Annotated in this window: 23 protein-coding genes; 16 read left to right on the top strand and 7 right to left on the bottom strand. The window is 54.5% G+C overall.

Features of this window, described 5'->3' with window-relative positions; all coding sequences use genetic code 11:
- Positions 1-162 precede the first annotated feature (162 nt).
- From aspS to ruvB, 6 genes are all read left to right on the top strand, one after another.
- Positions 163-1,935 (top strand): aspartate--tRNA ligase, encoded by a 1,773-nt coding sequence (gene aspS, locus OGY35_RS22385; RefSeq protein WP_286633488.1) that lies wholly within the window; start codon positions 163-165, stop codon positions 1,933-1,935.
- Positions 1,936-2,052: 117 nt separating this feature from the next.
- On the top strand, positions 2,053-2,505 hold the full coding sequence (nudB, locus tag OGY35_RS22380; RefSeq protein ID WP_286633731.1) for a dihydroneopterin triphosphate diphosphatase: 453 nt from the start codon (positions 2,053-2,055) through the stop codon (positions 2,503-2,505).
- Between the two features lie 27 nt (positions 2,506-2,532).
- A complete protein-coding gene (locus OGY35_RS22375; RefSeq protein WP_152404107.1) occupies positions 2,533-3,276 on the top strand; it encodes a YebC/PmpR family DNA-binding transcriptional regulator in 744 nt (247 codons plus the stop codon).
- 34 nt (positions 3,277-3,310) lie between these two features.
- A complete protein-coding gene (gene ruvC, locus OGY35_RS22370) occupies positions 3,311-3,832 on the top strand; it encodes a crossover junction endodeoxyribonuclease RuvC (RefSeq protein WP_286633487.1) in 522 nt (173 codons plus the stop codon).
- 77 nt (positions 3,833-3,909) lie between these two features.
- Positions 3,910-4,521 (top strand): Holliday junction branch migration protein RuvA, encoded by a 612-nt coding sequence (gene ruvA / locus OGY35_RS22365; RefSeq protein WP_152404111.1) that lies wholly within the window; start codon positions 3,910-3,912, stop codon positions 4,519-4,521.
- 8 nt (positions 4,522-4,529) lie between these two features.
- On the top strand, positions 4,530-5,540 hold the full coding sequence (gene ruvB, locus OGY35_RS22360; protein ID WP_152404113.1) for a Holliday junction branch migration DNA helicase RuvB: 1,011 nt from the start codon (positions 4,530-4,532) through the stop codon (positions 5,538-5,540).
- Positions 5,541-5,628: 88 nt separating this feature from the next.
- On the opposite strand, the gene znuB is transcribed toward ruvB, so the two are convergent.
- Entirely contained in the window at positions 5,629-6,414 is a 786-nt protein-coding gene (gene znuB / locus OGY35_RS22355; RefSeq protein ID WP_286633486.1) for a zinc ABC transporter permease subunit ZnuB, read from the bottom strand.
- The gene (gene znuC, locus OGY35_RS22350; protein ID WP_178824456.1) at positions 6,411-7,166 is read right to left on the bottom strand and encodes a zinc ABC transporter ATP-binding protein ZnuC; all 756 of its coding nucleotides are present in this window, start codon (positions 7,164-7,166) and stop codon (positions 6,411-6,413) included. Before znuC ends, znuB begins: the two co-directional genes overlap by 4 nt.
- Before the next feature lie 78 nt (positions 7,167-7,244).
- Here znuC and znuA point away from each other — a divergent pair, with 78 nt between their 5' ends.
- The 3 genes from znuA to lpxM all read left to right on the top strand — a co-directional run bounded on the left by znuA (position 7,245) and on the right by lpxM (position 10,621).
- Positions 7,245-8,189 (top strand): zinc ABC transporter substrate-binding protein ZnuA, encoded by a 945-nt coding sequence (znuA, locus tag OGY35_RS22345; protein ID WP_286633484.1) that lies wholly within the window; start codon positions 7,245-7,247, stop codon positions 8,187-8,189.
- Positions 8,190-8,204: 15 nt separating this feature from the next.
- Positions 8,205-9,527, top strand: a complete 1,323-nt coding sequence (gene mepM / locus OGY35_RS22340; protein ID WP_052746907.1) for a murein DD-endopeptidase MepM — start codon at positions 8,205-8,207, stop codon at positions 9,525-9,527.
- 122 nt (positions 9,528-9,649) lie between these two features.
- On the top strand, positions 9,650-10,621 hold the full coding sequence (lpxM, locus tag OGY35_RS22335; RefSeq protein WP_152404120.1) for a lauroyl-Kdo(2)-lipid IV(A) myristoyltransferase: 972 nt from the start codon (positions 9,650-9,652) through the stop codon (positions 10,619-10,621).
- A 42-nt stretch (positions 10,622-10,663) separates the two neighbouring features.
- Here the strand turns inward: lpxM and pyk are convergent, their stop codons facing one another.
- Positions 10,664-12,106 (bottom strand): pyruvate kinase, encoded by a 1,443-nt coding sequence (gene pyk, locus OGY35_RS22330; protein ID WP_152404122.1) that lies wholly within the window; start codon positions 12,104-12,106, stop codon positions 10,664-10,666.
- 249 nt (positions 12,107-12,355) lie between these two features.
- The gene (locus OGY35_RS22325) at positions 12,356-13,225 is read right to left on the bottom strand and encodes a MurR/RpiR family transcriptional regulator (protein WP_286633483.1); all 870 of its coding nucleotides are present in this window, start codon (positions 13,223-13,225) and stop codon (positions 12,356-12,358) included.
- Between the two features lie 330 nt (positions 13,226-13,555).
- Here OGY35_RS22325 and zwf point away from each other — a divergent pair, with 330 nt between their 5' ends.
- The 3 genes from zwf to kdgA all read left to right on the top strand — a co-directional run bounded on the left by zwf (position 13,556) and on the right by kdgA (position 17,754).
- Complete coding sequence (zwf, locus tag OGY35_RS22320; protein WP_152404126.1) at positions 13,556-15,031, top strand: glucose-6-phosphate dehydrogenase; 1,476 nt, start codon at positions 13,556-13,558, stop codon at positions 15,029-15,031.
- Between the two features lie 234 nt (positions 15,032-15,265).
- Positions 15,266-17,077, top strand: a complete 1,812-nt coding sequence (gene edd / locus OGY35_RS22315) for a phosphogluconate dehydratase (RefSeq protein WP_152404128.1) — start codon at positions 15,266-15,268, stop codon at positions 17,075-17,077.
- A 35-nt stretch (positions 17,078-17,112) separates the two neighbouring features.
- Positions 17,113-17,754, top strand: a complete 642-nt coding sequence (gene kdgA / locus OGY35_RS22310) for a bifunctional 4-hydroxy-2-oxoglutarate aldolase/2-dehydro-3-deoxy-phosphogluconate aldolase (RefSeq protein WP_152404129.1) — start codon at positions 17,113-17,115, stop codon at positions 17,752-17,754.
- A gap of 104 nt (positions 17,755-17,858) precedes the next feature.
- Here the strand turns inward: kdgA and purT are convergent, their stop codons facing one another.
- Positions 17,859-19,037 carry a formate-dependent phosphoribosylglycinamide formyltransferase gene (gene purT / locus OGY35_RS22305; protein WP_286633482.1) on the bottom strand — a complete coding sequence of 393 codons (1,179 nt, stop codon included), beginning with the start codon at positions 19,035-19,037 and terminating at the stop codon, positions 17,859-17,861.
- A 131-nt stretch (positions 19,038-19,168) separates the two neighbouring features.
- Between purT and yebG the strand changes: the two genes are divergently transcribed.
- The 4 genes from yebG to ptrB all read left to right on the top strand — a co-directional run bounded on the left by yebG (position 19,169) and on the right by ptrB (position 22,788).
- The gene (gene yebG, locus OGY35_RS22300) at positions 19,169-19,459 is read left to right on the top strand and encodes a DNA damage-inducible protein YebG (RefSeq protein WP_286633481.1); all 291 of its coding nucleotides are present in this window, start codon (positions 19,169-19,171) and stop codon (positions 19,457-19,459) included.
- A gap of 73 nt (positions 19,460-19,532) precedes the next feature.
- Positions 19,533-19,886, top strand: coding sequence for a protein YebF (gene yebF / locus OGY35_RS22295; protein ID WP_286633480.1), 354 nt, complete (start codon positions 19,533-19,535; stop codon positions 19,884-19,886).
- Between the two features lie 94 nt (positions 19,887-19,980).
- Positions 19,981-20,640 (top strand): tellurite resistance TerB family protein, encoded by a 660-nt coding sequence (locus tag OGY35_RS22290; RefSeq protein ID WP_195504578.1) that lies wholly within the window; start codon positions 19,981-19,983, stop codon positions 20,638-20,640.
- Positions 20,641-20,727: 87 nt separating this feature from the next.
- Entirely contained in the window at positions 20,728-22,788 is a 2,061-nt protein-coding gene (ptrB, locus tag OGY35_RS22285) for an oligopeptidase B (protein WP_286633479.1), read from the top strand.
- Here the strand turns inward: ptrB and exoX are convergent.
- Positions 22,785-23,447, bottom strand: coding sequence for an exodeoxyribonuclease X (gene exoX / locus OGY35_RS22280; RefSeq protein WP_152404136.1), 663 nt, complete (start codon positions 23,445-23,447; stop codon positions 22,785-22,787). The two genes, ptrB and exoX, sit on opposite strands and share 4 nt — an antisense overlap.
- A gap of 23 nt (positions 23,448-23,470) precedes the next feature.
- A complete protein-coding gene (locus OGY35_RS22275; RefSeq protein ID WP_286633478.1) occupies positions 23,471-24,127 on the bottom strand; it encodes a carbon-nitrogen hydrolase family protein in 657 nt (218 codons plus the stop codon).
- Position 24,128 lies beyond the last annotated feature (1 nt).

Raw genomic sequence — 24,128 nt, 5'->3', positions numbered from 1 at the left:
GTCCAGGAAACAGGCGTACAGTCAGTACCGGACTTATCGTGCGGCAGAATTTCCAGTATAATAGCCGCCTTTTTCATTCAGTTGTGACATACAGTTAAAGCTGCGACATCGTGGCCTGCAAGACAGGCGACAATCCGCCTGCGGCTAATTAAGGGATATCTCATGCGTACAGAATATTGCGGACAGCTCCGTTTGTCCCACGTGGGGCAGCAGGTGACTCTGTGTGGTTGGGTCAACCGTCGTCGTGATCTTGGTAGCCTGATCTTCATCGACATGCGCGATCGCGAAGGTATCGTGCAGGTGTTTTTCGATCCGGATCGTGCGGACGCGTTAAAGCTGGCCTCTGAACTGCGTAATGAGTTCTGCATCCAGGTGACGGGCACCGTGCGTGCACGTGACGAGAAAAACGTCAATGGCGAGATGGCAACGGGCGAAATCGAAGTGTTGGCTTCTTCGCTGACGATCATCAACCGTGCTGAATCACTACCGCTTGACTCCAACCACGTGAACACTGAAGAAGCGCGTCTGAAGTACCGCTATCTGGATCTGCGTCGCCCGGAAATGGCTCAACGCCTGAAAACCCGTGCGAAGATCACAAGCCTGGTGCGCCGCTTTATGGACGATCACGGTTTCCTCGACATCGAAACCCCGATGCTGACCAAAGCCACGCCGGAAGGTGCGCGTGACTATCTGGTGCCTTCGCGTGTGCACAAAGGTAAATTCTACGCGCTGCCGCAGTCTCCACAGTTGTTCAAACAGCTGCTGATGATGTCCGGTTTTGACCGCTACTATCAGATAGTCAAATGCTTCCGCGACGAAGACCTGCGTGCTGACCGTCAGCCAGAATTTACCCAGATCGATGTGGAAACGTCCTTCATGACTGCCGAGCAGGTGCGTGAAGTGATGGAAGCGCTGGTGCGCAGCGTGTGGAATGATGTGAAAGGCGTGGAACTGGGCGACTTCCCCGTCATGACCTTTGCCGAGGCCGAACGCCGTTATGGTTCCGACAAACCGGATCTGCGTAACCCGATGGAACTGGTGGATGTTGCTGACCTGCTGAAAGCCGTCGAATTCGCGGTCTTCTCCGGCCCGGCAAACGATCCGAAAGGACGCGTCGCTGCGCTGCGCGTACCGGGTGGTGCCGCTCTGAGTCGTAAGCAGATCGACGACTACGGTAACTTCATTAAGATCTACGGTGCGAAAGGTCTGGCTTACATTAAAGTCACCGAGCGCGCGAAAGGTCTGGAAGGGATCACCAGCCCTGTTGCCAAGTTCCTGAACGCTGAAATCGTGGAAGCCATTCTGGATCGTACCGCTGCGCAAGACGGCGATATGATTTTCTTCGGCGCGGACAACAAGAAAGTGGTTGCCGACTCTATGGGCGCGCTGCGTCTCAAACTGGGCAAAGACCTGGGCCTGACTGACGAAACCAAATGGGCACCGCTGTGGGTCATCGACTTCCCGATGTTTGAAGACGACGGCGAAGGCGGTCTGACCGCGATGCACCATCCGTTCACCTCACCGAAAGACATGACCGCGAGCGAACTGAAAGCGGCACCGGAGGACGCGGTGGCGAACGCCTACGATATGGTCATCAACGGCTACGAAGTGGGCGGCGGTTCCGTGCGTATTCACAGCGGTGAAATGCAGCAGACCGTTTTTGGCATTCTGGGCATCAATGAACAGGAACAGCGTGAGAAGTTTGGCTTCCTGTTAGACGCGCTGAAATACGGTACGCCGCCGCACGCAGGTCTGGCATTCGGTCTTGACCGTTTGACCATGCTGCTGACCGGCACCGATAATATTCGTGACGTTATCGCCTTCCCGAAAACCACCGCTGCGGCCTGTCTGATGACTGAAGCGCCGAGCGTTGCGAACCAGGCGGCCCTGGCTGAGCTGGGTATCGCCGTGGTGAAAAAGGAAGAGAAAAACTGATATGGCAGATATACACGGAATCATTCGCGCTGCATCGCGGCGGCAACTGAGTGAATTCCCATGAGCATAGATAACTCTGTGAATGGGATGAACGAAGGCAGCCAACAAAGAGGCGGCGTGAAGGATAAAGTGTATAAGCGTCCTGTTTCTGTCCTGGTCGTGATTTTTGCCCAGGATACGAAACGGGTGCTGATGTTGCAGCGACGCGACGATCCTGAATTCTGGCAGTCGGTGACTGGCAGTGTGGAAGAGGGAGAGACCGCGTCGCAGGCCGCCATGCGCGAAGTAAAGGAAGAGGTCGCCATTGACGTTGCGTCTGAGCAACTGACCTTAATTGACTGTCAGCGCACGGTGGAGTTTGAAATTTTTTCACATTTACGTCATCGCTATGCTCCGGGTGTGGTGCGCAACACAGAATCCTGGTTCTGCCTTGCGCTGCCGCACGAGCGTCAGATCGTTTTTAGCGAACATCTGGCCTACCAGTGGCTTGATGCGCCCGCTGCCGCGGCACTCACCAAGTCATGGAGCAACCGGCAGGCGATTGAAGAATTTGTAATTAACATCGCCTGAGAAGGCATGCTTTTTGAGGAAATATTTATGGCAGGTCATAGTAAATGGGCCAACACCAGACATCGTAAAGCGGCGCAGGATGCTAAGCGCGGCAAAATCTTCACCAAGATCATTCGTGAGCTGGTGACGGCAGCAAAACTGGGCGGCGGCGATCCGGATGCGAACCCGCGTCTGCGTGCGGCAGTCGACAAAGCGCTGGCTAACAACATGACCCGTGACACTCTGAACCGTGCAATCGCACGCGGCGTGGGCGGTGATGATGATGCGAACATGGAAACCATCATCTATGAAGGCTACGGCCCTGGCGGCACGGCGGTCATGATTGAATGCCTGTCTGACAACCGTAACCGTACCGTTGCCGAAGTGCGCCACGCCTTCAGCAAAACTGGCGGTAACCTGGGGACGGATGGTTCTGTTTCCTACCTGTTCAGCAAAAAGGGCGTGATCTCCTTCGAAAAAGGGGATGAAGACGCGATCATGGAAGCGGCACTGGAAGCGGGTGCGGAAGACGTTGTGACCTTTGATGATGGGGCAATTGACGTCTACACGGCATGGGAAGAAATGGGTAAAGTGCGTGACGCTTTAGAAGCGGCTGGGCTGAAAGCCGACAGCGCTGAAGTCTCTATGATCCCATCAACTAAAGCAGACATGGATGCGGAAACCGCACCGAAACTGATGCGTCTGATCGATATGCTGGAAGACTGTGATGACGTGCAGGAAGTTTACCATAACGGTGAGATCTCTGATGAGGTTGCCGCTACATTAGAATGATGTGGCTTAACCCCGTTACCACCGGAGGCGCGTGATGTCCATCATTCTCGGTATTGATCCGGGCTCCCGCATTACCGGTTACGGCGTGATTCGTCAGACAGGCAGACAACTGACGTATCTCGGCAGTGGCTGCATTCGTACCAAAGTCGACGATCTTCCGTTGCGCCTTAAGCTGATTTATGCCGGCGTGACGGAAATCATCACCCAGTTTCAGCCCGACTACTTTGCCATCGAGCAGGTGTTTATGGCGAAGAACGCCGATTCTGCGCTTAAGCTGGGGCAGGCTCGCGGGGTGGCGATTGTGGCGGCGGTCAACCAGGAACTGCCGGTATTTGAGTACGCGGCACGTCAGGTGAAGCAGACGGTAGTCGGTATTGGTAGTGCAGAGAAAAGCCAGGTGCAGCACATGGTGCGAACCTTGCTGAAACTGCCAGCGAATCCACAGGCGGATGCGGCAGATGCGCTGGCCATCGCCATTACCCACTGCCACGTCAGTCAGAATGCGATGCAAGTGAGTGAATCCAGGCTTAATCTGGCGCGAGGTCGCTTGCGATAATAACAAATGAGGCTGGATATTTATCCAGCCTTTTTTTATGATACGGCTTTACTTTCGGCCCAACGCAGGAGCGTAACGTGATAGGCAGACTCAGAGGCATCATTCTGGAAAAACAACCCCCGCTGGTGTTACTCGAAGTGGGCGGCGTTGGCTATGAAGTGCATATGCCAATGACCTGTTTTTATGAGCTCCCGGAATCCGGAAAAGAAGCCGTTGTCTTTACCCACTTCGTGGTGCGTGAAGACGCACAACTGCTGTACGGGTTTAACAATAAACAAGAGCGCACGCTGTTCAAAGAGCTCATCAAAACCAACGGCGTCGGGCCAAAACTGGCGCTGGCCATCCTGTCCGGGATGTCCGCACAGCAGTTTGTTAACGCTGTCGAACGTGAAGAGCTGGGCGCACTTGTCAAGTTGCCAGGCATCGGCAAAAAGACCGCTGAACGACTGATTGTTGAAATGAAAGACCGATTTAAAGGCCTGCATGGCGATCTCTTTACGCCAGCCGCCGATCTGGTGCTGACCTCGCCAGCGAGTCCGACGTCGGACGATGCTGAACAGGAAGCGGTTGCGGCGCTGGTGGCGCTGGGCTATAAACCACAGGAAGCCAGCCGCATGGTGAGTAAAATCGCTCGCCCGGATGCCAGCAGTGAAACACTGATACGCGAAGCCCTGCGCGCCGCGTTATGAGGTAAAGGATGATAGAAGCAGATCGCCTGATTTCGGCAGTTGCCACCCTCCCCGAAGAGGTTGCCGATCGTGCCATTCGCCCGAAACTACTCGAAGAGTACATCGGTCAACCGCAGGTGCGCTCGCAGATGGAGATTTTCATCCAGGCGGCAAAACTGCGTGGCGATGCACTAGACCACCTGCTGATTTTTGGTCCTCCCGGTCTGGGGAAAACCACGCTTGCCAACATCGTTGCCAATGAAATGGGCGTCAATCTGCGCACCACGTCCGGCCCGGTGCTGGAAAAAGCGGGCGATCTGGCCGCGATGCTGACCAACCTTGAGCCCCACGACGTATTGTTTATCGATGAGATCCACCGGCTGTCACCGGTGGTGGAAGAGGTGCTCTATCCGGCGATGGAAGATTATCAGTTGGATATTATGATTGGTGAAGGACCGGCGGCGCGCTCGATTAAAATCGACCTGCCGCCGTTTACCCTGATTGGCGCGACGACTCGCGCGGGTTCACTGACCTCACCGCTGCGCGATCGTTTCGGTATTGTGCAGCGTCTGGAGTTTTATCAGGTGCCAGATCTTCAGTATATCGTTGGCCGCAGCGCGCGCTTTATGGGCCTGGAGATGAGCGATGAGGGGGCGCTGGAGGTGGCGCGTCGTGCACGAGGAACGCCGCGTATCGCTAACCGCCTGCTCAGACGCGTGCGGGATTTTGCCGAAGTGAAACATGACGGCACCATTTCCGCTGATATTGCCGCGCAGGCGCTGGATATGCTGAACGTTGATGCCGAAGGGTTTGATTACATGGACCGCAAGCTGCTGCTGGCGGTGATCGACAAATTCTTTGGCGGGCCGGTCGGGCTGGATAACCTGGCGGCGGCCATCGGCGAAGAGCGTGAAACGATTGAGGATGTGCTGGAGCCGTATCTGATTCAGCAAGGCTTTTTGCAACGCACGCCGCGCGGAAGAATGGCGACAGTGCGCGCCTGGAATCACTTTGGTATTACGCCGCCGGAAATGCCGTAATTATTAGGCCTGATGGCGCTTCGCTTATCAGGCCTACTCGATGTTGTAGGCCGGATAAGGCGCAGCCGCCATCCGGCGTCTCACCGGTTCACTGAGCCTGCTTCTTCATCATACTGAAAATAAACAGCACTGCGGCGCACAGCACGACTGACGGACCCGCAGGGGTATCGTAGAAGGCCGAGAAGGTCAGCCCGCCTGTAACCGCTATCATCCCAATCCCTACCGCAACGCTCGCCATCTGCTCCGGCGTACGGGCAAAACGACGCGCCGTGGCCGCAGGGATAATCAGCAACGAGGTAATGATCAGCGCCCCGACGAACTTCATCGCCACGCCAATGGTTAAGGCGGTGACCAGCATCAACAGCAGCTTCACGCGCTGCAACTTCACGCCGTCAACAAACGCCAGATCGGGGCTGATGGTCATCGACAGCAGATTGCGCCATTGCCAGAAGAGGATTGCCAGCACGACAACCACGCCAATGGCGATAGAGATCAAATCGTCCGGCGTCACGGCCAGCAGATCGCCAAACAGGTAGGCCATCAGATCCACGCGAATATTTGACATCAGGCTGACCACCACCAGACCCAGCGACAGCGCACTGTGCGCCATAATGCCAAGCAGTGTATCAATGGCGAGGTGAGGGCGTTTCTCCAGCCACACCAGACCCGCCGCCAGCATCAGCGTGACGGCAATGACCGCATAGAAAGGATTCACATCCAGCAACAAACCGAAGGCGACGCCAAGCAGCGACGCATGCGCCAGCGTATCGCCAAAATAGGACATCCGACGCCAGACGACGAACGAACCCAGCGGACCTGCCGCACAGGCCAGCATGATCCCGGCTAACCAGCCAGGCAGTAATAATTCAATCATGAGTGACCATTTCCCCGGCGCAACACAATACGACCCTGTAGATCGTGGCGATGATTATGATGATGACGATAAATCCCCAGCTGTTCCGCGCCGCGAGGGCCGAACATCGAGATAAATTCCGGGTGCATGGAAACGATTTCAGGGGTGCCTGAACAGCAAATATGATGGTTCAGACACAACACTTCGTCCGTTTTTGCCATCACCAGATGCAGGTCATGAGACACCATCAGCACGGCGCAATCCAGTTCGCGACGTAGCTGATCGATAAGGTCATACAGCGCGACCTGGCCGTTGACATCCACGCCCTGAGTGGGTTCATCAAGCACCAGAAGTTGCGGCTGGTTGAGGAGCGCGCGCGCTAAAAGTACGCGCTGCGTTTCTCCTCCGGAGAGCTTTTGCATCGGCGCGTCAATCAGATGCCCGGCCTGCACGCGCTTCAGAGCTGGCAGGATGTCATCTTTCTTCGTTCCGGGGCGCAGGCGCAGGAAACGACTGACGGTGAGCGGCAGGGTGGTATCAAGATACAATTTCTGCGGAACGTAGCCAATTCGCAGCTTGCCGTTACGCTTGATCACCCCTTCATTCGGGGCTACCAGCCCGAGGACGACCCGAACCAGCGTTGACTTCCCGGCACCATTTGGGCCGAGCAGCGTTAAAATTTTTCCGGGTCTCAGTTCGAGCGACACGTCAGAAAGGACGCGGCGCTGACCGAAAGAGACCGAGACATTTTCCAGTGAAACCAAAGTCGTCATGTCAATTTTAGTCTTGCAGAAGTTATAGAATGTTATAATATCACATTTCTCACATTCATTACGATGATTGGTCGCATTATGTTACATAAAAATACGCTTCTTTTCGCTGCATTATCCGCCGCTCTTTGGGGCAGTGCAACACAGGCGGCAAATGCCGCTGTTGTCGCCTCTCTTAAGCCAATAGGGTTCATTGCTTCTGCCATTGCTGATGGCGTCACGGATACACAAGTCTTACTTCCGGATGGGGCATCCGAACATGACTATTCACTGCGTCCATCTGACGTAAAACGCTTACAGGGCGCGGACTTAGTTGTCTGGATTGGACCTGAGATGGAAGCGTTCATGGAAAAGTCCGTCAGTAATATTCCCGAAGCTAAACAGGTAACGATTGCGCAGCTTAAAGATGTGAAACCGTTGCTCATGAAAGGGGCTGATGATGATGATGACGACCATGACCACGATCATGGGCACGCCGAAAAAGGTGATGCGCATCACCATCATGGTGATTACAACATGCATCTTTGGCTTTCCCCAGAGATAGCGCGGGCCTCAGCGGTTGCAATCCATGAAAAATTAGTGGAACTTATGCCGCAAAGTCGAGCCAAACTTGACGCCAACCTGAAGGATTTTGAGGCACAATTAGCCGCAACCGATAAGCAGGTCGGTAACGAGCTCGCACCGCTCAAGGGTAAAGGCTATTTCGTTTTTCACGACGCCTATGGCTATTACGAAAAACACTACGGACTCACTCCGCTGGGTCATTTTACCGTCAACCCTGAGATACAGCCTGGTGCGCAGCGTTTACATGAAATAAGAACACAGTTGGTTGAGCAAAAAGCAACCTGCGTTTTTGCTGAGCCACAGTTCAGGCCAGCGGTCGTTGAAGCCGTTGCGAGAGGGACATCCGTTCGAATGGGAACGTTGGATCCCCTCGGGACAAATATCAAACTGGGTAAAACGAGCTATTCAGCGTTCTTGAACCAACTAGCGAACCAGTATGCGAGCTGCCTGAAAGGAGATTAATGAGGAAGTGAATACGTGCAACAGATAGCCCGCTCTGTCGCCCTGGCATTTAATAATCTGCCAAGACCCCATCGCGTCATGTTGGGGTCGCTTACTGTTCTGACACTGGCCGTTGCCGTCTGGCGGCCTTATGTTTATCACCCGGAATCCACCCCCATTGTTAAAACGATCGAACTGGAGAAGAGCGAAATTCGTTCACTGCTCCCGGAGGCCAGCGAGCCTATCGATCAGGCTGCACAGGAAGATGAAGCCATTCCTCAGGATGAGCTGGACGACAAAACCTCAGGGGAAGCGGGCGTTCATGAATATGTTGTTTCGACGGGTGATACCCTCAGCAGCATTCTGAATCAGTACGGCATTGATATGGGGGATATCACCCAGCTTGCCGCCTCCGATAAAGAACTGCGTAATCTGAAGATTGGTCAACAGCTCTCCTGGACGCTGACCGCCGACGGCGATTTACAGCGTCTGACCTGGGAAATGTCGCGTCGTGAAACCCGTACCTATGACCGTACTGCGGCGAACGGCTTTAAGATGAGCGCTGAAACGCAGCAGGGTGACTGGGTAAACAGCCTGATGAAAGGAACCGTCGGCAACAGCTTCGTGGCCAGTGCGAAAGATGCCGGGCTGACCAGCGCGGAAATCAGTGCGGTGATCAAAGCGATGCAGTGGCAGATGGACTTCCGCAAACTGAAAAAAGGCGATGAGTTCTCCGTGCTGATGTCCCGCGAAATGCTGGACGGCAAGCGCGAGCAGAGCCAGTTGCTGGGCGTGCGGCTGCGTTCAGAAGGTAAAGATTACTACGCTATCCGTGCCGAAGACGGTAAGTTCTATGACCGCAACGGTACCGGGCTGGCGAAAGGTTTCCTGCGTTTCCCGACGGCGAAACAGTTCCGCATTTCGTCTAACTTCAACCCGCGTCGAGCTAACCCGGTTACCGGACGTGTCGCGCCGCACAGAGGTGTGGATTTTGCGATGCCGCAGGGGACGCCGGTGCTGTCCGTGGGTGACGGTGAAGTCGTCGTGGCGAAGCGCAGTGGGGCGGCTGGGTATTATGTGGCGGTTCGTCATGGTCGTACCTATACCACGCGCTACATGCACCTGCGTAAGCTGCTGGTGAAACCAGGACAGAAGGTCAAACGTGGTGATCGTATCGCGCTCTCCGGTAACACCGGGCGTTCTACCGGTCCGCATCTGCACTATGAAGTGTGGATCAACCAGCAGGCGGTTAACCCGCTGACGGCGAAGCTGCCGCGTACCGAAGGTCTGACCGGTAAAGATCGTACCGATTACCTGGCGCAGGTGAAAGAGGTTCTGCCGCAGTTACGCTTCGATTAATCACTCCTGACGTTAAAGCCGGTACGCAGCGCGTGTGCCGGCTTTTTTATTTTGTGCGCGGCAGGGTGCGCCGCTACACTATCATCAGATTTACTTTTCGCGTCATCAGGCACTGGATAAGCATGGAAACAAAAAAGAATAACATTGAGTACATCCCTGAGTTTGAGAAGTCTTTTCGCCATCCACGCTACTGGGGCGCCTGGCTGGGCGTCGCGGCGATGGCGGGTATTGCCTTAACGCCTGCGTCTTTTCGCGACCCGCTGCTGGCGAAACTGGGCCGTTTTGCCGGACGTCTGGGTAAAAGCTCGCGTCGTCGGGCGCTGATCAACCTGTCCTTATGTTTTCCTGAGCGTAGCGAAGCCGAACGCGAGGCTATCGTCGATGCCATGTTTTCTACTGCGCCGCAGGCCATGGTGATGATGGCGGAACTGGCGATTCGCGGCCCGGAGAAAATACAGTCGCGCGTTGACTGGGAAGGCCTTGAAATCATCGAGGAGATGCGTCGCAACAATGAGAAGGTGATCTTCCTGGTGCCGCACGGTTGGGGCGTGGATATTCCGGCGATGCTGATGGCATCACAGGGACAGAAGATGGCAGCAATGTTCCATAATCAGGGAAATCCGGTGTTTGATTACGTCTGGAACACGGTTCGTCGACGCTTTGGCGGTCGTTTGCATGCACGTAATGACGGCATTAAACCGTTTATCCAGTCCGTACGACAGGGTTACTGGGGATATTATCTGCCGGATCAGGATCATGGTCCTGAGCACAGCGAATTTGTTGATTTCTTTGCCACCTATAAAGCGACGCTACCTGCCATTGGTCGACTGATGAAAGTGTGCCGTGCGCGCGTGATCCCGCTGTTCCCGCTGTACAACGGTGATACTCATCGGTTGACGATTCAGGTGCGCCCGCCGATGGACGATCTGTTAACCGCAGACGACAACACCATTGCCCGGCGAATGAACGAAGAGGTGGAAATTTTTGTTGGCCCGCATCCCGAGCAATATACCTGGATCCTGAAACTGCTGAAGACCCGAAAACCGGGTGAAATCCAGCCTTATAAGCGCAAAGATCTCTACCCTCTCAAATAAAAAAGGCCTCTCGGAAGAGAGGCCTTTTGCATCAGTAGACAATTACTCGACGGTCAGAATACGCGTAGTATTGGTCGAACCGATGGTGCTCATCACGTCACCCTGAGTCACGATAACCAGATCGCCTGATACCAGGTAGCCTTTGTCACGCAGCAGATTCACCGCTTCGCTTGCCGCGACAACGCCATCCGCCGCGCTGTCGAAATAGACCGGCGTAACGCCACGGTAAAGCGAGGTCAGGTTCAGCGTACGCTCATGTCGGGACATGGCGAAAATCGGCAGGCCAGAACTGATGCGAGAGGTCATCAGCGCAGTACGACCGGATTCGGTCATGGTAATGATCGCGGTAACCCCTTTCAGGTGGTTCGCTGCATACATGGCGGACATTGCAATCGCTTCTTCAACATTGTCGAATTGAATATCCAGACGGTGTTTAGAGACGTTGATGCTGGGGATTTTTTCTGCACCCAGGCAGACGCGAGCCATCGCCGCGACGGTCTCCGCCGGGTACTGGCCTGCGGCCGTCTCGGCTGACAGCATGACCGCATCGGTACCATCCAGCACGGCGTTTGCGACGTCCATCACTTCCGCACGGGTCGGCATTGGGTTGGTAATCATCGACTCCATCATCTGGGTCGCGGTAATCACGGCACGGTTCAACTGACGTGCACGACGAATCAGAGCCTTCTGGATGCCGACCAGTTCCGGATCGCCAATTTCAACGCCGAGATCGCCACGTGCGACCATCACCACGTCAGAGGCCAGAATGATATCATCCATCGCATTCTGATCGCAGACCGCTTCAGCACGCTCAACTTTTGCCACAATTTTGGCATCGCAGCCTGCATCGCGCGCCAGGCGGCGAGCGTAGTTCAGATCTTCACCGCAGCGCGGGAAAGAGACCGCCAGGTAGTCAACGCCAATCAGGGCGGCGGTAACGATGTCGGCTTTGTCTTTTTCGGTCAGGGCTTCTGCGGAAAGACCGCCACCCAGTTTGTTAATGCCTTTGTTATTGGAAAGCGGGCCGCCCACGGTCACTTCCGTGAACACTTTCATGCCCTGAACTTCCAGCACTTTTAACTGCACGCGTCCATCGTCGAGCAGCAGAATATCGCCAGGTACCACGTCTGCCGGCAGACCTTTGTAGTCAATACCGACTTTTTCTTTGTCGCCTTCACCTTTACCCAGGTTGGCATCCAGGAGAAATTTGTCACCGATGTTGAGGAATACTTTGCCTTCTTTAAAGGTAGAGACGCGAATTTTTGGCCCCTGGAGGTCACCCAGAATGGCCACGTGGCGTCCCAGTTTGGCAGCTATCTCACGAACTTTATCCGCGCGCATTTTATGATCTTCTGGCGAACCGTGAGAGAAATTCATTCGTACGACGTTAGCGCCAGCGGCGATAATCTTCTCAAGATTGTTATCGCGGTCAGTAGCCGGGCCTAATGTCGTAACGATTTTGGTTCTGCGAAGCCTTCTGGACATGTAATACTCCGTTGACTGAAACAACTAGGTGTTGCGTGAACAATAAACCGGTCGTTCTGAAAACCTTCTACACCCGCCATACTTCACGTTGCCTGTGCGTTGGCTTCCTCGCTCACTCCAGTCACTACCTTAAGTCAGCTTCTGGGGATTCGCTGCGTTGCCGCCTTCCTGCAACGCGAATTATTTAGGGTCTACAAAGCATAGCGAACAAAACCGGATGATGAATTTAAGTCGGACTTATTATTGCTGTTAGCGGTCATTACTCTTGATGAGCAGTTCTTTATCAAAACGCGATTCCTTGAGCGCTTCTTTGACACGCTTCAAGTTATCTCTGAATTTTGCCCCACGACGCAAAGTAAATCCCGTAGCCAGCACATCTATCACGGTCAACTGCGCAAGTCGAGAGACCATGGGCATATAAATGTCAGTATCTTCCGGCACATCGAGGGTAATTGCCAGCGTTGCTTCACGTGCCAGCGGCGTATCGGCGGAGGTTAACGCAATCACCATGGCATCGTTTTCACGCGCAAGTTGTGCCAGTTCGACCAGACTCTTGGTGCGACCAGTGTGTGAAATCAGCACCACCACGTCATCGTCGCTACAATTCATACAGCTCATTCGTTGCAAAACGACGTCGTCGGAGTAGATAACCGGGACGTTGAAACGGAAAAACTTGTTCATGGCATCATGCGCGACGGCGGCAGAAGACCCCAGCCCAAAGAAGGCGATTTTCTTTGCCTGCGTCAGCAGATCCACCGCGCGGTTGATCGCCGATTTGTCCAGCGACTGGCGAACGTGGTCAAGACTGGCCATCGCCGATTCGAAAATTTTGCCCGTATAGGACTCGACGCTGTCATCTTCATCCACATTACGATTAACATAAGGGGTACCATTTGCCAGACTTTGTGCCAGATGCAGTTTAAAATCAGGGAAGCCACGGGTTTCCATGCTGCGACAAAAGCGATTCACCGTCGGTTCGCTGACGTCGGCTTCTTGTGCAAGCGTGGCAATACTGCAATGGATGGCCCGTTCAGGCGAGGCAATGATGACATCGGCGACTTTGCGTTCAGATTTGCTCAAATGTTCCAGCTGAGACTGGATCTTTTCCAGCATATTCATGATGTAGACTCAAAGATATGACGATTTCAGCAATACAAGAAATCGAGAGGCAATTTTGGTAGATAGTACCCCTGCTAACCTGAGAAGGGGGCAAAATGGTCAGAATAGTTGTTGTTTTTTTTCATTACATGATCAGCATCGTGTTTTGACTCAACGTTATGCGTCGCAAATCGACGACGTTTTTGACCATTTTGCGCCGTTAAACGCCAACCGCACGGTGGGTTAAGCGTTTACGGTTTCCGGAATCACGTAAAAGCAGTACAGTGCACTGTAATAAAATTACAAGTAATGCCTGGCAAAGTACCAGGATAGCTAACTAAGGAGAATGACATGGCGGTAACGCAAACAGCCCAGGCATGTGACCTGGTCATTTTCGGCGCGAAAGGCGACCTTGCGCGTCGTAAATTGCTGCCTTCCCTGTATCAACTGGAAAAAGCCGGTCAGCTCAACCCGGATACCCGCATTATTGGGGTAGGCCGTGCCGACTGGGACAAAGATGCCTACACGAAGGTCGTGCGCGAAGCGCTCGAAACCTTCATGAAAGAGAAGATCGATGAAGGATTGTGGGACACCCTGAGCGCTCGCCTGGATTTCTGCAATCTGGACGTGAACGACACTGCGGCATTTACCCGTCTGGGAGAGATGCTTGATCAGAAAAATCGCACTACGATCAATTACTTCGCTATGCCACCAAGCACTTTTGGCGCAATCTGTAAGGGGCTCGGCGAAGCGAAACTGAATGCCAAACCGGCGCGCGTAGTGATGGAAAAACCGCTCGGAACTTCACTGGCGACCTCTCGCGAGATCAACGATCAGGTCGGTGAGTATTTTGAAGAGTGCCAGGTTTACCGTATTGACCACTATCTGGGGAAAGAGACAGTTCTGAACCTGCTGGCGCTGCGTTTTGCCAACTCCCTGTTTGTGAATAACTGGGATAACCGCACGATCGATCATGTGGAAATCACCGTGGCAGAAGAGGTGGGCATTGAAGGACGCTGGGGCTATTTCGACCAGGCCGGCCAGATGCGCGACATGATCCAGAACCACCTGCTGCAAATTCTGTGCATGATTGCGATGTCGCCGCCGTCGGATCTGACCGCTGACGCCATCCGTGATGAAAAAGTGAAGGTACTGAAGTCGCTACGTCGCATTGATCGTTCCAATGTACGCGAAAAGACCGTACGCGGTCAGTACACCACCGGCTTTGCGCAGGGCAAAAAAGTGCCGGGTTACCTGGAAGAAGAGGGCGCGAACAAGAGCAGTAACACCGAAACGTTTGTGGCTATCCGCGTGGACATTGATAACTGGCGCTGGGCGGGTGTGCCGTTCTACCTGCGTACCGGTAAGCGTCTGCCGACGAAATGCTCTGAGGTTGTGGTTTATTTCAAAACCCCTGAGCTAAACCTGTTCAAAGAGTCCTGGCAGGATCTGCCGCAGAACAAACTGACCATTCGTCTGCAGCCGGATGAAGGCGTGGATATTCAGGTGCTGAACAAAGTCCCGGGTCTTGACCACAAGCATAACCTGCAAATTACCAAGCTGGATCTGAGCTACTCCGAAACCTTCAATCAGACGCACCTGGCGGATGCTTACGAGCGCCTGCTGCTGGAAACCATGCGCGGTATTCAGGCGCTGTTTGTACGCCGTGATGAAGTGGAAGAGGCGTGGAAGTGGGTCGACTCCATCACCGAAGCGTGGGCGATGGATAACGATGCGCCGAAACCGTATCAGGCAGGGACCTGGGGACCGGTCGCTTCCGTGGCGATGATTACCCGTGATGGTCGTTCCTGGAACGAATTTGAGTAAAAAAACGTCTAACGCTTTCGTGTTATTTTACCGGTAACATGATCTAACACAGATTGTTGAACAATTTTTGCACTTTTAAGCCTCGTGTGGATTCACCCACGAGGTTTTTTTTATTACACTGCCTGAAACGATTTTGCCCCAGAGCTCCGGCTAACAAGCGTTTCCTGTGTTTTAAACCACAGTAAATGAACTTGCCAAACCTACCGCTCTGACAGATAAATTTCAGGAGCTTCTATGAATCCTAATTTGTTACGCGTAACACAACGTATTGTCGAACGTTCCCGTGAGACCCGTTCTGCCTACCTCTCTCGTATAGAACAGGCTAAATCCTCAACCGTTCACCGTTCGCAACTGGCATGCGGGAATCTGGCGCACGGATTCGCGGCCTGCCAGCCAGACGATAAAGCCTCTCTCAAAAGCATGTTGCGTAACAATATTGCGATCATCACCTCCTACAATGACATGCTCTCCGCACATCAACCCTACGAACATTACCCGGACATCATTCGCAAAGCGCTGCATGACGCGAACGCGGTCGGGCAGGTAGCGGGCGGCGTTCCGGCAATGTGCGACGGCGTGACGCAGGGTCAGGATGGTATGGAGCTTTCGCTGCTAAGCCGCGAAGTGATCGCGATGTCCGCCGCGGTCGGGCTGTCCCACAACATGTTCGACGGCGCGCTGTTCCTCGGTGTTTGTGACAAAATTGTCCCGGGTCTGGCGATGGCGGCGCTGTCATTCGGTCATCTGCCGTCCATCTTCGTGCCATCAGGTCCGATGGCGAGCGGCCTGGCCAATAAAGAGAAAGTCCGTATTCGTCAACTCTATGCCGAAGGTAAAGTTGACCGTATGGCGCTGCTGGAATCTGAAGCGGCCTCCTACCATGCGCCGGGTACCTGCACGTTCTACGGTACCGCGAACACCAACCAGATGGTGGTGGAGTTCATGGGGATGCAACTGCCGGGATCTTCTTTTGTCCACCCGGATGCCCCGCTGCGTGAAGCGCTGACGGCGGCAGCGGCGCGCCAGGTGACGCGTCTGACTGGTAACGGCAACGAATGGATGCCAATCGGCAAAATGATTGATGAGAAAGTGGTGGTGAACGGGATTGTCGCGCTGCTGGCGACCGGCGGTTCAACAAACCACACCATGCACCTGGTGGCGATGGCTCGTGCTGCAGGTATCCAGATTAACTGGGATGACTTCTCCGATCTCTCCGACGTCGTGCCGCTGATGGCGCGTCTCTATCCTAACGGTCCGGCGGATATTAACCACTTCCAGGCTGCGGGCGGCGTTCCGGTCCTGATGCGCGAACTGCTGAACGCGGGTCTGCTGCATGAAGACGTCAACACGGTGGCCGGCTTTGGTCTGAAGCGCTACACCCTGGAGCCGTGGCTGAACAATGGCGAACTTGACTGGCGTGAAGGCGCGGCCAAATCGCTGGACAGCAATGTGATTGCCTCTTTCGACCAGCCGTTCTCCCATCATGGTGGCACCAAAGTGCTGAGCGGTAACCTCGGTCGTGCGGTCATGAAAACGTCCGCTGTACCGGTTGAGAATCAGGTGATTGAAGCGCCGGCCATTGTTTTTGAAAGTCAGCATGATGTTTTACCGGCTTTTGAAGCGGGTCTGCTGGACCGTGACTGCGTGGTTGTTGTGCGTCATCAGGGACCAAAAGCGAACGGAATGCCAGAATTACATAAACTCATGCCGCCACTTGGTGTATTATTGGACCGTCGTTTCAAAATTGCGTTGGTTACCGACGGTCGACTTTCCGGTGCTTCCGGTAAAGTGCCTTCAGCCATCCATGTCACCCCGGAGGCTTATGATGGCGGTTTGCTGGCAAAAGTACGCGATGGCGACATTATTCGGGTGAACGGACAGACAGGTGAATTGACGCTGCTGGTTGATGAGGCGGAGCTTGCCGCTCGTCAGGCTCACATCCCGGATCTGAGCGCATCGCGCATTGGAACGGGGCGTGAAATGTTCAGCGCGCTGCGTGAGAAGTTGTCCGGCGCGGAACAGGGCGCAACCTGTATTCATTTTTAAGGCATATTTTGTAATCAGTCGAGAGAAGAACTCTGATGAAAAACTGGAAAACAAGTGCAGAAACAATCCTGACCACCGGCCCGGTAGTCCCGGTGATCGTTGTGAATAAACTGGAACACGCGGTGCCGATGGCAAAAGCGCTGGTTGCGGGCGGGGTGCGCGTACTGGAAGTGACCTTACGTACCGCCTGCGCGATGGATGCTATCCGTGCTATCGCCAAAGAAGTTCCGGAAGCCATTGTGGGAGCCGGTACGGTGCTGAATCCGCAGCAACTGGCAGACGTCACCGCTGCCGGTGCACAGTTCGCAATCAGCCCGGGTCTGACCGAGCCACTGCTGAAAGCGGCAACCGAAGGCACAATCCCACTGATCCCGGGCATCAGCACCGTTTCTGAACTGATGCTGGGCATGGACTACGGTTTGAAAGAGTTCAAATTCTTCCCGGCAGAAGCTAACGGCGGTACGAAAGCGCTGCAGGCTATTGCGGGTCCATTCTCTCAGGTGCGTTTCTGCCCGACTGGCGGCATCTCCCCGGCCAACTACCGTGATTACCTGGCGCTGAAAAGCGTGCTGTGCATCGGCGGTTCCTGGCTGGTGCCGAACGACGCGCTGGAAGCCGGTGATTACGATCGCATCACCAAACTGGCGCGTGAAGCGGTTGAAGGCGCGAAGCTGTAAGCTATCAACGTGTAAACCGTGAGCCCGATAAGACGCGTTAGCGCCAGTATCGGGCTTTGCCGGATGGCGGCGCTAATGCCTTATCCGGCCTACAGATCTGTTCCTTAACCTGCCACTTTCACCTGTGCCGCCGCGTTCTTCGCACGTTCAATCGCCTCATCAACGTTGTCAGCCGTTGCCAGCGCCACACCCAGGCGACGCGTTCCATCAATTTCCGGCTTACCAAAGAAACGAACCTGCAAACCGGCACCGACGGCGTTCTGAACATTGCCAAACGTCACGTCCTGACTGGTCAGTCGCGGTAAAATTACCGCAGAGGCCGCCGGACCATACTGACGAATGGCACCCACGGGCAGGCCAAGGAAGGCGCGCACATGCAGGGCAAACTCCGACAGATCCTGAGAAATCAGCGTCACCATGCCGGTATCGTGCGGGCGAGGGGAGACTTCGCTGAAAATAACTTCATCACCGCAGACAAACAGCTCCACGCCAAACAGACCATGACCTCCCAGAGATAACACCACTTTACGGGCAATTTCCTGAGCGCGTTCCAGCGCCAGCGCGCTCATCTGCTGCGGCTGCCAGGATTCACGATAATCTCCGTCTTCCTGACGATGACCTACCGGGGCGCAAAAGTGGACGCCGTCGACGGCGCTTACGGTGAGCAGGGTAATTTCAAAATCAAACTTCACGACGCCTTCAACGATCACCCGACCTGCACCCGCGCGACCGCCCTGTTGCGCGTAGTCCCACGCCTGCGTCAGTTGCGCTTCAGTACGAATGAAGCTTTGCCCCTTGCCGGAAGAACTCATCACCGGTTTGACAATGCAGGGATAACCGATTTCAGCCACGGCGGTGCGGAAGGTGGCTTCGCTGTCGGCGAAACGGAAGGTCGAGGTGGGCAGCGCCAGTTCTTCCGCCGCCAGACGGCGGATACCTTCACGATTCATCGTCAGCTTTGTCGCACGTGCACAGGGCACGACGTTCAACCCTTCCTGTTCCAGCGTCACCAGCATGTCCGTGGCGATGGCTTCAATCTCCGGTACGATATAGTGCGGTTTTTCCAGCTCAACGATGCGGCGAAGCGCGTCGCCATCCAGCATATTGATGACGTGTGAACGATGCGCGACGTGCATTGCCGGCGCGTCGGCATACCGGTCCACCGCGATGACTTCCACGCCGAGGCGTTGGCACTCGATGGCCACTTCTTTACCCAGTTCGCCTGAACCCAATAACATCACCCGAGTTGCTGCCGGACGCAGCGCTGTGCCTAATAACGTCATGAATATATCCCCCAACAAATTTGGCCGCAGTATATACGAAAACGTTTGCGTCTGTCTTTATTGCCAGGTTGATTTCAGCGGTAAAATAGAATATACTGTACATAAATACAGTAATATTGAGAGGCTGCAACATGGCGGTTGAAGTTAAATACGTAGTCATTCGGGAAGGTGAGGAAAAAATGTCATTTACCAGCAAAAAGGAAGCCGATGCGTATGACAAGATGCTGGATACGGCGGATCTGCTCGACACCTGGCTTGAACAGTCGCCGTTAGCACTGGAAGACGAACAGCGTGAAGCGCTGTCGTTGTGGCTGGCAGAACAAAAAGAGGTGCTGAGTACCATCCTCAAAACCGGTAAGTTGCCTTCTCCGCAGGCGGTTGAGAACGACGCCTCTGCCGACGATGATAATCAGGCGGCCTGAATCTGACTTGCGCTCCTGACGTTTTGTACCATGCTTTTTCCTGAATCAATGTGCTATTGGGTAAAGGAAAAGTATGAAAAGAAAAGGTGCGTTAATCAGCCTGCTGTTGTTAGGCGCCAGTCTGTCGGTGTCTGCTGCGGACACTGACAGTAAAACCGTGAAATTCCCCCCGTGTGAGGGTCTCGATGCGGCAGGCATTGCCGCAAGTGTGAAACGTGATTATCAGCAAAATCGTGTGGTGCGCTGGGCAGACGATCAAAAACGGGTGGGGCAGGCCGATCCGGTTGTCTGGGCTAATCCGAAAGAGATTACAGGGCAGGACGGGAAATGGACGGTGCCACTGACCGTGCGTGGAAAAAGCGCGGATATTCATTATCAGGTGAAGGTCGACTGCAAGGCCGGCACGGCGCAATACCGCCAGCAATAGCGCGAACATTTGCGCATCTTTAGCGCTGGCAGACATTTCCTGACATCCCCTCGGGTACGCTTTGAGAATTCATTGTCAGTACTTGAGGGATAAAATGGCTAACTGGCTTAATCAATTACACTCTCTTCTCGGGCAAAACGGATCGTCTTCGTCCTCTTCGGGGGAACAGGGATTAAGTAAGCTGCTGGTACCCGGTGCGCTGGGTGGCCTGGCAGGGTTACTGCTCGCCAACAAATCTTCCCGCAAACTGCTCAGCAAATACGGCACCAGTGCGCTGTTGGTCGGTGGCGGCGCGGTGGCGGGTAGCGTGTTGTGGAACAAGTACAAGGATAAAGTTCGCGCGGCTCATCAGGATGAACCGCAGTTTGGCGCGCAAAGCACACCGCTGGATGTCCGTACCGAACGCCTGATTCTGGCGCTGGTTTTCGCGGCGAAAAGCGACGGTCACATCGACGCCAAAGAACGGGCGGCAATCGAACAGCAGCTACGTGAAGCGGGCGTTGAAGAACAGGGGCGCGTATTCATCGAACAGGCGATTGAACAACCGCTGGATCCACAGCGTCTGGCGCAGGGGATCCGCAACGAGGAAGAAGCGCTGGAGATCTATTTCCTCAGTTGTGCCGCCATTGACATCGACCACTTTATGGAACGTAGCTACCTGAACGCGCTGGGCGATGCGTTGAAGATCCCACAGGATGTCCGTGACGGCATCGAGCAGGATCTGAAACAGCAAAAACAGGCGCTACCCGGGTAACCGAATACCGTCGGCGGCATGTTTCGCTTGCATCATTCGTCAGTTTTGCCACCCTTAGAGGGTGTATAAAGACGAAAGAACAATGACATGCTGCCGAAAGCCAATCGCATTCCCCACGCCATGACTCTCCATGGCGACACACGCATTGATAATTACTACTGGCTGCGGGACGACACCCGTTCGCAGCCGGATGTGCTGGATTACCTGAAACAGGAAAACTGCTACGGACATCAGGTCATGTCTACGCAGCAGGCGTTGCAGGAACGTGTGTTGAAAGAAATTATCGATCGCATTCCTCCCCGTGATACTTCTGCACCGTATGTGAAAAACGGTTATCGCTACCGCCATCTCTATGAACCCGGATGTGAGTACGCCATTTATCAACGTCAGTCGGCGCTAAGCGAGGAGTGGGATGACTGGGAAACGCTGCTCGACGGCAACAAGCGGGCGGCGCACAGCGAGTTTTACACCCTGGGGGGACTGGCGATCACGCCGGATAACACCATCATGGCGCTGGCGGAAGATTACCTTTCACGCCGTCAGTACGGGATCCGTTTTCGCAATCTGGAAAACGGTAACTGGTATCCGGAGATGCTGGATAACGTGGAACCCGAGCTTGTCTGGGCGAATGACTCGCTGACCTTCTACTATGTGCGTAAGCATGAGACGACGCTGTTACCCTGGCAGGTCTGGCGACACACCATCGGTACACCGTCGACGCAGGACGAACTGATTTACGAAGAAAAAGACGACACCTTCTACGTTAGTCTGCACAAAACGACATCCCAACATTACATCGTCATTCATTTGGCTAGCGCAACGACCAGTGAGGTTTTGCTGCTGGATGCCGAACTGGCCGATGCCGAACCGTTCATCTTCCTGCCACGCCGCAAGGACCACGAATACAGCCTCGATCACTATCAGCATAAGTTTTACCTGCGCTCGAATCGCGAGGGTAAAAATTTTGGCCTCTATCGCACCCGTGTGCGCGATGAGAAACGGTGGGAAACGCTGATCCCGGCGCGCGACGCTATCATGCTGGAAGGGTTTACCCTCTTTACCGACTGGCTGGTGGTGGAAGAGCGCCGGCGCGGCTTAACCAGCCTGCGGCAGATCAATCGTAAAACCGGCGAGGTCGTGGGGATCGCCTTTGACGATCCGGCCTATGTCACCTGGCTTGCTTATAACCCGGAACCGGAGACGTCGCGCCTGCGCTATGGCTACTCCTCGATGACCACGCCGGACACGCTGTTTGAACTGGATATGGATACCGGCGAACGATGGGTGATTAAACAGACGGTGGTGGCGGGATTTGACGCCGCGAACTATCGCAGCGAACACCTGTGGATCACCGCGCGTGATGGCGTCGAGGTGCCTGTCTCGCTGGTGTATCATCAGAAGCATTTTCGCAAGGGACAAAATCCTCTCCTGGTGTACGGCTACGGTTCCTACGGTGCCAGCATAGATGCCGATTTCAGCAGCAGCCGCTTAAGTTTGCTGGATCGCGGCTTTGTTTATGCCATCGTCCACGTGCGGGGAGGTGGCGAACTGGGGCAGCAGTGGTATGAAGACGGTAAATTCCTGAAAAAGCGCAATACCTTTAACGACTATCTCGATGCCTGCGATGCGCTGATTGACCTGGGCTACGGCTCTCCCTCCCTGTGCTACGGCATGGGCGGTAGTGCAGGAGGAATGCTAATGGGCGTGGCAATCAATGAACGTCCCGAACGTTTTCATGGTGTGGTTGCCCAGGTACCGTTTGTGGATGTGGTGACCACGATGCTTGATGAGTCGATCCCCCTGACCACCGGCGAGTTTGAGGAGTGGGGGAATCCGAAAGATCCTCAGTATTACACCTACATGAAAAGCTACAGCCCGTACGATAACGTCAGGGCGCAGGCTTACCCGCATCTGCTGGTCACCACCGGGCTGCATGACTCGCAGGTTCAGTACTGGGAACCGGCGAAATGGGTGGCGAAACTGCGCGAACTGAAAACGGATGACCATCTGCTGCTGCTGTGTACCGACATGGATTCCGGGCACGGCGGAAAATCAGGCCGTTATAAATCCTGGGAGGGGGTTGCGCTGGAATTTGCTTTCCTGATTGGCCTGGCGCAGGGGACGTTGCCTGGCAACCGTGCGGCTTAAGCGTTATCCAGATAGTGCTTGAGAGTTAAACGCAGCTCCGGGCTCATGCTGTCAAGGTTGTTAAACAGCCAGCGCAGGTAGCCCGGATCGCGCTCAGCGACATCCGAGACAGCTTTGCCACGATACTTACCAAAGGTAAAGGTGGTCAGCAACCCCGGTCGCCCGGTGATGTCGACCATCTGCTCTGTCGTCCAGCCGGAGGTATTCATAATATCGATGAGCAGCGCGGCGGTGATATAGCAGTCATAGAGTGCGCGGTGATGGTGAAGTCCCACAGGGGTTTGCACATTCAGTTTGCGTGACTTGTAGAGCGCCATATTGCTGTACTTAATACCCGGCCAGAGGCGGCGGGAAAGTTTCATGGTGCAAATCCACTCGCCCGGCATGTCTGGCAGCACGCGGCGGTCAAAGCTGGCGTTATGTGCCACATACCATTCACTGCCGTAATAGTGGGGAATGACCTCTTCAATCCACGGTTTATCGGCCACCATCGCTTCAGTAATGCGGTGAATCGCCATGGCCTGCGGCGAGATCGGTCGGTCAGGGCGCACCAGGTGGCTCATAGGATTCACTATCTTACCGTCAACCACGTCGACAGAGGCGATCTCTACAATCCCGCCCTGCAGGCCACAGGTTTCAGTATCGATGATGCGCAGCATGTAAAACTCCTGACCGAAAACGATTAGCGTAATGGAATGATATCACCTTGCCAACCCTGCGCTGTGCGCTGTCCTGTTAATAACAGCGAACCGCGGTCGGCACGGACAATTAATTGCCCGCTTTCATCCCACAATGCGCTACTTCCCCGCGCATTGGCCATCAGTACGGCAATCGAGAATTTATGCGAGAAGCGTTGTAATCGTGACGTTGAGGTGAGCAACTCGGATTCGCTGACGCTTTGACTGGTTGTAAACAGAGAACACGCCGGATCCATATCGACACCTTCCGGTTGTTCATCCACCACGCTGATGGTTTTCAGGTCTTCACACAGACACGCGCCGTGGCTTTGATGAAACATGCGCGGTGAGGTTACCCACGGGGCGAAAACGGCAATCCCGGTGACGAAGCGGTTGTTATGCTCGACCGGAAGACCGGCAATGATCGTCATGCGGTGCGCGTGGGCGGCCTGAGAGAGCGGCTGTAGCAGACTGATATCCGGCGGTGCGGGCAGCGACTGCGATTCGTCCATGCAACCGAGTAATGAAAGTGAGGGAAACACTAACAGTTCACACTGTTGTCTGGCTGCCGCCTCGATGAAATTCAGATGATGAGCGATATGTTCGCGAATAGACGTTTTTAGCGGTTCATACTGTGCTGCGGCAATTTTCCAGCGTGACATA

Source organism: Citrobacter sp. Ct235, from assembly GCF_030332305.1.
Taxonomy (GTDB): Bacteria; Pseudomonadota; Gammaproteobacteria; order Enterobacterales; family Enterobacteriaceae; genus Citrobacter_A; species Citrobacter_A telavivensis.
Note: the sequence above shows the minus strand (reverse complement) of the source record. Positions and strands in the feature narration are given on the sequence as shown.

Bases quoted from the DNA above. Each gene is read 5' to 3' on its own strand.
- zwf (WP_152404126.1), top strand. From the start codon at position 13,556: ATGGCGGTAACGCAAACAGCCCAGGCATGTGACCTGGTCATTTTCGGC.
- znuA (WP_286633484.1), top strand. From the start codon at position 7,245: ATGTTACATAAAAATACGCTTCTTTTCGCTGCATTATCCGCCGCTCTT.
- pyk (WP_152404122.1), bottom strand. From the start codon at position 12,106: ATGTCCAGAAGGCTTCGCAGAACCAAAATCGTTACGACATTAGGCCCG.
- kdgA (WP_152404129.1), top strand. From the start codon at position 17,113: ATGAAAAACTGGAAAACAAGTGCAGAAACAATCCTGACCACCGGCCCG.
- lpxM (WP_152404120.1), top strand. From the start codon at position 9,650: ATGGAAACAAAAAAGAATAACATTGAGTACATCCCTGAGTTTGAGAAG.
- znuB (WP_286633486.1), bottom strand. From the start codon at position 6,414: ATGATTGAATTATTACTGCCTGGCTGGTTAGCCGGGATCATGCTGGCC.
- ptrB (WP_286633479.1), top strand. From the start codon at position 20,728: ATGCTGCCGAAAGCCAATCGCATTCCCCACGCCATGACTCTCCATGGC.
- purT (WP_286633482.1), bottom strand. From the start codon at position 19,037: ATGACGTTATTAGGCACAGCGCTGCGTCCGGCAGCAACTCGGGTGATG.
- OGY35_RS22275 (WP_286633478.1), bottom strand. From the start codon at position 24,127: ATGTCACGCTGGAAAATTGCCGCAGCACAGTATGAACCGCTAAAAACG.
- yebG (WP_286633481.1), top strand. From the start codon at position 19,169: ATGGCGGTTGAAGTTAAATACGTAGTCATTCGGGAAGGTGAGGAAAAA.
- yebF (WP_286633480.1), top strand. From the start codon at position 19,533: ATGAAAAGAAAAGGTGCGTTAATCAGCCTGCTGTTGTTAGGCGCCAGT.
- edd (WP_152404128.1), top strand. From the start codon at position 15,266: ATGAATCCTAATTTGTTACGCGTAACACAACGTATTGTCGAACGTTCC.
- znuC (WP_178824456.1), bottom strand. From the start codon at position 7,166: ATGACGACTTTGGTTTCACTGGAAAATGTCTCGGTCTCTTTCGGTCAG.
- OGY35_RS22290 (WP_195504578.1), top strand. From the start codon at position 19,981: ATGGCTAACTGGCTTAATCAATTACACTCTCTTCTCGGGCAAAACGGA.
- ruvC (WP_286633487.1), top strand. From the start codon at position 3,311: ATGTCCATCATTCTCGGTATTGATCCGGGCTCCCGCATTACCGGTTAC.
- OGY35_RS22375 (WP_152404107.1), top strand. From the start codon at position 2,533: ATGGCAGGTCATAGTAAATGGGCCAACACCAGACATCGTAAAGCGGCG.
- OGY35_RS22325 (WP_286633483.1), bottom strand. From the start codon at position 13,225: ATGAATATGCTGGAAAAGATCCAGTCTCAGCTGGAACATTTGAGCAAA.
- ruvB (WP_152404113.1), top strand. From the start codon at position 4,530: ATGATAGAAGCAGATCGCCTGATTTCGGCAGTTGCCACCCTCCCCGAA.
- exoX (WP_152404136.1), bottom strand. From the start codon at position 23,447: ATGCTGCGCATCATCGATACTGAAACCTGTGGCCTGCAGGGCGGGATT.
- aspS (WP_286633488.1), top strand. From the start codon at position 163: ATGCGTACAGAATATTGCGGACAGCTCCGTTTGTCCCACGTGGGGCAG.